This is a genomic window from Mesorhizobium sp. M7A.F.Ca.US.005.03.2.1, assembly GCF_003997795.1.
Classification (GTDB): domain Bacteria; phylum Pseudomonadota; class Alphaproteobacteria; order Rhizobiales; family Rhizobiaceae; genus Mesorhizobium; species Mesorhizobium ciceri.
Map to the genome: position 1 here is coordinate 1 of NZ_RZRP01000376.1, position 5,910 is coordinate 5,910.

8 protein-coding genes are annotated in these 5,910 nt (G+C 62.8%); 2 read left to right on the plus strand and 6 right to left on the minus strand.

Annotation, left to right across the window (positions count from 1 at the left end):
* A partial coding sequence (locus EN991_RS20355) for an HD family hydrolase (RefSeq protein WP_164769226.1) occupies positions 1 to 349 on the minus strand: 349 nt, incomplete at its 3' end.
* On the minus strand, positions 349 to 1,209 hold the full coding sequence (locus EN991_RS20360; protein WP_127369400.1) for a folate-binding protein YgfZ: 861 nt from the start codon (positions 1,207 to 1,209) through the stop codon (positions 349 to 351). The genes EN991_RS20360 and EN991_RS20355, both read right to left, overlap by 1 nt.
* A gap of 75 nt (positions 1,210 to 1,284) precedes the next feature.
* On the opposite strand from EN991_RS20360, the gene EN991_RS20365 reads away from it, so the two are divergent.
* Positions 1,285 to 2,616 carry a dihydroorotase gene (locus EN991_RS20365; protein ID WP_245461020.1) on the plus strand — a complete coding sequence of 444 codons (1,332 nt, stop codon included), beginning with the start codon at positions 1,285 to 1,287 and terminating at the stop codon, positions 2,614 to 2,616.
* A 33-nt stretch (positions 2,617 to 2,649) separates the two neighbouring features.
* On the opposite strand, the gene EN991_RS20370 is transcribed toward EN991_RS20365, so the two are convergent.
* The 4 genes from EN991_RS20370 to EN991_RS20385 form a co-directional block, all read right to left on the minus strand.
* A complete protein-coding gene (locus EN991_RS20370) occupies positions 2,650 to 3,435 on the minus strand; it encodes a hypothetical protein (protein ID WP_164753812.1) in 786 nt (261 codons plus the stop codon).
* A gap of 70 nt (positions 3,436 to 3,505) precedes the next feature.
* Complete coding sequence (locus tag EN991_RS20375) at positions 3,506 to 3,763, minus strand: hypothetical protein (protein ID WP_008874920.1); 258 nt, start codon at positions 3,761 to 3,763, stop codon at positions 3,506 to 3,508.
* A gap of 458 nt (positions 3,764 to 4,221) precedes the next feature.
* Positions 4,222 to 4,599 (minus strand): TIGR02301 family protein, encoded by a 378-nt coding sequence (locus EN991_RS20380; protein ID WP_013532565.1) that lies wholly within the window; start codon positions 4,597 to 4,599, stop codon positions 4,222 to 4,224.
* Between the two features lie 81 nt (positions 4,600 to 4,680).
* Positions 4,681 to 5,115 carry an NUDIX hydrolase gene (locus EN991_RS20385; RefSeq protein WP_024503054.1) on the minus strand — a complete coding sequence of 145 codons (435 nt, stop codon included), beginning with the start codon at positions 5,113 to 5,115 and terminating at the stop codon, positions 4,681 to 4,683.
* A 128-nt stretch (positions 5,116 to 5,243) separates the two neighbouring features.
* On the opposite strand from EN991_RS20385, the gene EN991_RS20390 reads away from it, so the two are divergent.
* On the plus strand, positions 5,244 to 5,910 hold a 667-nt coding region (locus EN991_RS20390; protein ID WP_164769228.1), incomplete at its 3' end, for an SOS response-associated peptidase.

Genomic DNA, 5,910 nt, shown 5'->3' on the forward strand with positions numbered 1-5,910 from the left:
GCCGTAACTCACAATCCTTGTAGCTGCCGCCCATCACCGATTTGAACGGCGAGATCATGTCGCCGATGACATATTCGGGGGCGTCGTGCAGCAGGGCCGCCAGCCGGGCGTCGGCCGAAGCCTCGGGCACCAGGTCGCAGAACAGCGCTTCGACCAGCAGCGAGTGCTGGGCGACCGAAAACGCATGCTCGCCGCTGGTCTGGCCGTTCCAGCGGGCAACGCGGGCGAGCCCGTGCGCAATGTCCGAAATCTCGATGTCGAGCGGCGAGGGGTCGAGCAAATCGAGCCGGCGGCCCGACAGCATGCGCTGCCAGGCGCGTGCCGGCGCGCCGACGCGGTCGGCCGCCATCAGGCCTCCTCCGCGCTGACGGCTTCCTGCGGGAAGGCGAATTTTGCCCAACCGGGAATGCCCAGCGTTACCGGAACGTCCCCGGCCATGATCGGCTGGCCGGCATCGAGCGCCGCCTTGACCCGGTCGATGCGCACAATGGCCAGACCGGTCGTGTCTACGGTCGAGCCGAGCGTGCCAACCGGCCTGCCTGCGACGGTCAGTTCGGTGCCGGGCGTGGGCAGGGGCCTGTCGGCCGATGCAATCAGCACGCGCCGCCTGGCCGTGCCGCGATGCTGCATGCGCGAGACGACCTCCTGGCCGACATAGCAGCCCTTCTTGAAGCCGATGCCGCCGGTTTCGTCCAGCAGCACATCGTGGGGGAAGGCGTCTCCGAGTTGGTAGTCGCTGCCGCTTTCGGCAATGCCGCCGACAATGCGGAAGGCCTGCCACGCGGCAAGATCGCCGCGCTCATCCGTTTCGCCATAGGAACGCGTGACGGCACCCTTCGGAAAGCGTGTGTCGGCGGCCGCCGTTGAATCAGATTGTGAGGGTGTTGATTCATGTCCCCACGCGACGGTGACAAACGCCTGATCGGATTTGGCAATCTCGACCTTGGCGCGCAGTTTGTAGAGCGTCAGCCGGCGTACGAAATCGTCCGATATGTCGGCACGGCATTCGAGCCGGAATGCATTCTCGCCGGTGCGGGAGATCAGGAAATCGAACAGGATCTTGCCTTGCGGCGTCAGCAGCGCACCGGGTTTGGCTTCGCCGGGAGCCAGGATGTCGAGATCGGTGGTCAGGATGTTCTGCAAAAAATGCTCGGCATCCGGACCTGATACGGAAATGAGGGCGCGGTCTTTGAGCTGGGCACAGGGCATGGGCGGAAAAGCAACCTGATCTTGCAAAATGGTCGGCCTTTACGTAAGCCGCTGGCACTCCCCCCGCAAGAGAGCATGGCCATGATCTACGACCTCATCCTGACAGGCGGCACAGTGGTCAACCATGACGGCGAAGGGGCTCGCGACATCGGCGTGAAGGACGGGCGCATCGCTGCCATCGGCGATCTCCGCCAGGCCTCGGCCGGCGAGACGATCGACTGCCGCGGCCTGCATATCCTGCCGGGTGTCGTCGACAGCCAGGTGCATTTTCGCGAGCCGGGACTGGAGCACAAGGAAGATTTGGAAACGGGTTCGCGCGCTGCCGTGCTTGGCGGTGTCACCGCCGTGTTCGAGATGCCCAACACCAATCCGCTGACCACCAGCGAGGCAACGCTTGCCGACAAGGTCCGGCGCGGCACGGGGCGCATGCATTGCGATTTCGCCTTCTGGGTCGGCGGCACCCGCGAGAATGCCGGGGATGTCGGCGAGCTTGAGCGGCTGCCGGGTGCGGCCGGGATCAAGGTTTTCATGGGCTCGTCCACTGGCGACCTGCTGGTCGAGGATGACGAGGGCGTGGCGTCGATCCTGAGAAACACGCGCCGGCGCGCCGCCTTTCATTCGGAAGACGAATTCCGGCTGCGCGAGCGCCTTGGCGAACGCATCGAAGGCGACCCGGCATCGCACCCTGTCTGGCGCGACGAGATCGCCGCCTTGCGCTGTACCGAACGGCTGGTACGCATTGCGCGAAACGCCCGTGCCCGCATCCATGTTCTACACATCTCGACCGCCGAGGAGATTGTGTTCCTCGAACAACACAAGGATGTCGCGACCTGCGAGGCGACGCCACATCATTTGACGCTGAGCGCCGACGACTATCTCAGGCTTGGCACGCTGATCCAGATGAACCCGCCGGTGCGTGCCGCGCGCCATCGCGATGGCGTCTGGCATGGCATTGCGCAAGGCATCGTCGATGTGCTCGGCTCCGACCACGCGCCGCACACGCTGGCCGAGAAGGCAAAGCCCTATCCGGCCTCACCGTCGGGGATGACCGGCGTGCAGACGCTGGTGCCGATCATGCTCGACCACGTCAATGCCGGCCGGCTGACCTTGCAGCGCTTTGTCGACCTGTCTAGCCACGGCCCGCAGCGGATCTTCGGCATGGCGAGAAAGGGCCGCATCGCTGCCGGCTACGACGCCGACTTCACCATCGTCGATATGAAGCGGCGCCAGACCATCACCAATGCGCAGGCCGGCTCGAAAGCCGGCTGGACGCCTTATGACGGGAGAGAAGTGGTCGGCTGGCCGGTCGGCACCGTCATTCGCGGCCGCCGCGTGATGTGGGAAGGCGAGATCGCCACGCCAAGCCAGGGTAGGGCGGTGGAGTTTTCTGAGGCATTGCCCCGCTAGGCTCCCTACCCCCGTGGGTGGGAAGAGCCGCTCTCAATCCCCGGCGACGAAGAATGACCATTGTCCGCTAGGGGTGATACCGACGCGATAGAAAATATAGGCGCCGAACTGCTTCATGTCGTCGAAATCGCCAGCGGTGACGATCTTGAACAGTTCGACCCGCTGCTTGGCGTCCAGCTTGTCCAGCGGGAGGGCGAAGAAATACGGCCACACGTAGAGCTCTTGTGGCGTGCCGGCATCGAGGTGGACGTAGCCGGCATCAAGCACCTCCTCCAGGATGGCCAGGATTTCCTGGCCGTCCGGGTCGCCCGAGAGGCCCTTGAGGAAAGCGACGGCATCGCCATCAATGTCGGTTAGGGACAATTGCGTTGTGCTGTCGCCCGTGCCGATCAACGGCCGCAACTTTTCGATATCGCCGCCCTTGCAGGCTTCGACGATCAAATCATGCATGCGCCGCACTGGTTCCGGCAGCTTGCCGAGATCGTAGATGACCTCGGGCACTGGCGTGTCCGGATCGACGCGTGGCCTGGTCACGCCGCCATCCGCCGGACTGTCCGGCTCGGCTTCGGCAGGAGCAGTCGGCTGGCTAGACGGCGGCGGCGTCCCGACCGGGTTGGGCATTGGCACGGTGCTTCCGGGGGGCGACATGTCGTCGGCCGGCGGTGTGACCGTCGGGGGGAGCTCTTCGCGCTTGATTTCGCTCAGCGCATAGGCGGGGCTGCTCGCGAGACACACAACCAGGGGAATCGCGGCACAGCAAGCGGCGAAAGAGATGCGAAGGACCAAGCCACGCGGCTTGCCTGACATCGAAAAACTCACTGCCCGTTTCTCCCTGCTTACGGGCATGACGCCCGAGCGGCATATTGCCGTCAAAGAACCGGACGTCGGTTCAGTGCCGCAGCCGTTCAGGTTCGAAGGCGCCAGCAATCACCTTTTCACGCATACGGTCGAGCAGGGCAAGGGCCGAGGTCTCGCCATTGGCACGCAACATCTCGCCGAAGGCTGTTTCGAGCGCTGCTTCGGCAATGATCTCGGGCTCTATCCCGGCGGAGAGACCTTCCGCCCAGGCCTCGCTGTGGCTTTCCACGGCGGTCAAGCGTTTTTCTTCCCTGACCAGCGCGTCGATGTCGTTGACACCATGTTCCATAAGCGAATGTCCACCCTTTCAAGCTGCGATCCATTGATGTGGATCAGGCCTGATCTGTTCATTTCACACGCAGGGACAATTAAGTATTTGTAAATACGACATTTTTTTGATCGTATTTTACAAAGCCCGATTGCCTTGTGCGAAGCTGCGTTCAGTTCGAGTCAAACTTAGCCGATTGGGGCGGCCTGCGGGGCGAAAACCTTCAGTTTGAGTTAATTCCGCTTTCGCGCGGTAAGGTTTCGTTAATACTGTTGCAGAAGTGCAACATGAGGATTGCACCAAGATATTGCCTGGCACAAGCCGATATATCGGCTGTACCCAGCAATGGTTCGGATAGTTGTCGATAAGCGAGTGCCTAAAGCGCGCCGCGTTTGAACGGATTCAGGCGAGGCGCTTTAGGTTTTCGTTTTTATGCGTGTCGTTCTCCCAAAACCGCAGCCACTTTTGGGCGATATGCATTAGTTGCCGTAACGCGAGGCGATGTCGCGAGACAGCGTCTCGCCTTCCTTCATGTAGCGGCTGATGGCTTCGGTCGCCGAGGGCGTGCACCTCGTATAGGTGCCGCCGAAGGAGCGGTAGCCGCGATTGAAGCTGGCAATGAAACGGGCGCGCCGCTCGGCGTCCGGATTTTCCGAATCGAGCAGTTTTGTCATCTCGACACGCCACTGGTCGCCCTTTTCGCCGCACAGATTGCGCAGGAAATGCAGCGAGCCCAGAACCTCCGCCAGCCGCATCAACCCGGGCTCGAACGGCGACTCGGCGCTGAGCGCGGGCCGTATCGAAACGGTCGCGCCGACCGCAAGACACACGGCGAGGAGCATGGATGGACGATTCATAAGCCTTCTCTACCAGCTGCGTGGCTCTGCTAAACAGCATAAGTCTTTGTGGCGAAACAATTTGTGGCCCGCAAGTTGATTTCAGGACAGCAGTCCGGCGTTTCCGCCGGGGGCCAACAAGTCTTCGGCGACCGCGAATACCGAGCCTGCCAGCGGCAGCGCCGCCATCTCGCTGAGCGTATAGAAGGCCGCCGTCTCCGCATCGTCGCTGGCCACGGCCTCGCCGCCGGCATAGGCGGCGCCGAAGACTGTGAGGAGATAATCGACCGGGTGGCTGTCATCCCGGCCGTCGATGTGGATTTCCCGCAGCGGGCGATAATTTGTGGCACGCAAACCGGTTTCTTCCTGAAGTTCGCGCTCTGCCGCTGCCTCCAGCGTCTCACCAGGCTCGACCTTGCCGCCCGGAAAGGCATAGAGCCCTTGCGACGGTTGCCGGGCTCGCTTGACCAGAAGCACGGTGTCTGCCCGCACGACGGCGACCGAGACTGCCGGAAGTATTTTGCGCGCTTCGTTCATGGATTCCCAATCAGGCTGAAGGCCGGTCAGTTGTGGACCGGCCAGCGTGGACAAGTTTTAGCGGTTGCGCAACGCCGGTTCCATCGCCACTTTCAGAAACCGAACCTTTCGAAGGGCACCAATCGACCATGTGCGGACGTTTCGCCTTGACCGCGACGCCGGATCAGACCGCTGCCTTTCTGGACGTGGCGGGGCTTGAGGATTTCCCGGCGCGCTACAACATCGCCCCGACGCAGCCGATCCTGATGGCGGTCGCCGGCCCTCCGCGGGCGCCGGGCTCCAATCTGCCGGACCGGCAGCCAATGCTGGTGCGCTGGGGGCTGATCCCGACCTGGGTGAAGGATACAGGCGAGTTTCCGCTGCTGTTCAACGCGCGCTCCGAAGGGGCTGCCGAAAAGGCGTCGTTCAAGGCCGCCATGCGCCATCGCCGCGCTTTGGTGCCGGCGTCCGGCTTTTATGAATGGCGGCAAACCGGTGGCAAGAAGGGGCAGCCTTACTGGATACGCCCCAGGCATGGCGGGCTGGTTGCCTTCGCCGGACTGATCGAGACCTATGCCGAGCCGGGCGGTTCGGAAATGGACACCGGCGCCATCCTGACCATCAACGCCAATGCCGACATAGCGCATATCCACGACCGCATGCCGGTGGTGATCGATCCCAGGGATTTCGCACGTTGGCTGGATTGCCGCACGCTCGAACCGCGCGATGTCGCCGATCTGTTGCGACCGGCACAGCTCGATTTCTTCGAGGCAATTCCGGTCTCCGACCTCGTCAACAAGGTCGCCAACACCGGAC

Coding starts and splice junctions, on each gene's coding strand:
- EN991_RS20375 (WP_008874920.1), bottom strand. CDS start 3,763: ATGGAACATGGTGTCAACGACATCGACGCGCTGGTCAGGGAAGAAAAA.
- EN991_RS20360 (WP_127369400.1), bottom strand. CDS start 1,209: ATGCCCTGTGCCCAGCTCAAAGACCGCGCCCTCATTTCCGTATCAGGT.
- EN991_RS20380 (WP_013532565.1), bottom strand. CDS start 4,599: ATGAATCGTCCATCCATGCTCCTCGCCGTGTGTCTTGCGGTCGGCGCG.
- EN991_RS20365 (WP_245461020.1), top strand. CDS start 1,285: ATGGCCATGATCTACGACCTCATCCTGACAGGCGGCACAGTGGTCAAC.
- EN991_RS20385 (WP_024503054.1), bottom strand. CDS start 5,115: ATGAACGAAGCGCGCAAAATACTTCCGGCAGTCTCGGTCGCCGTCGTG.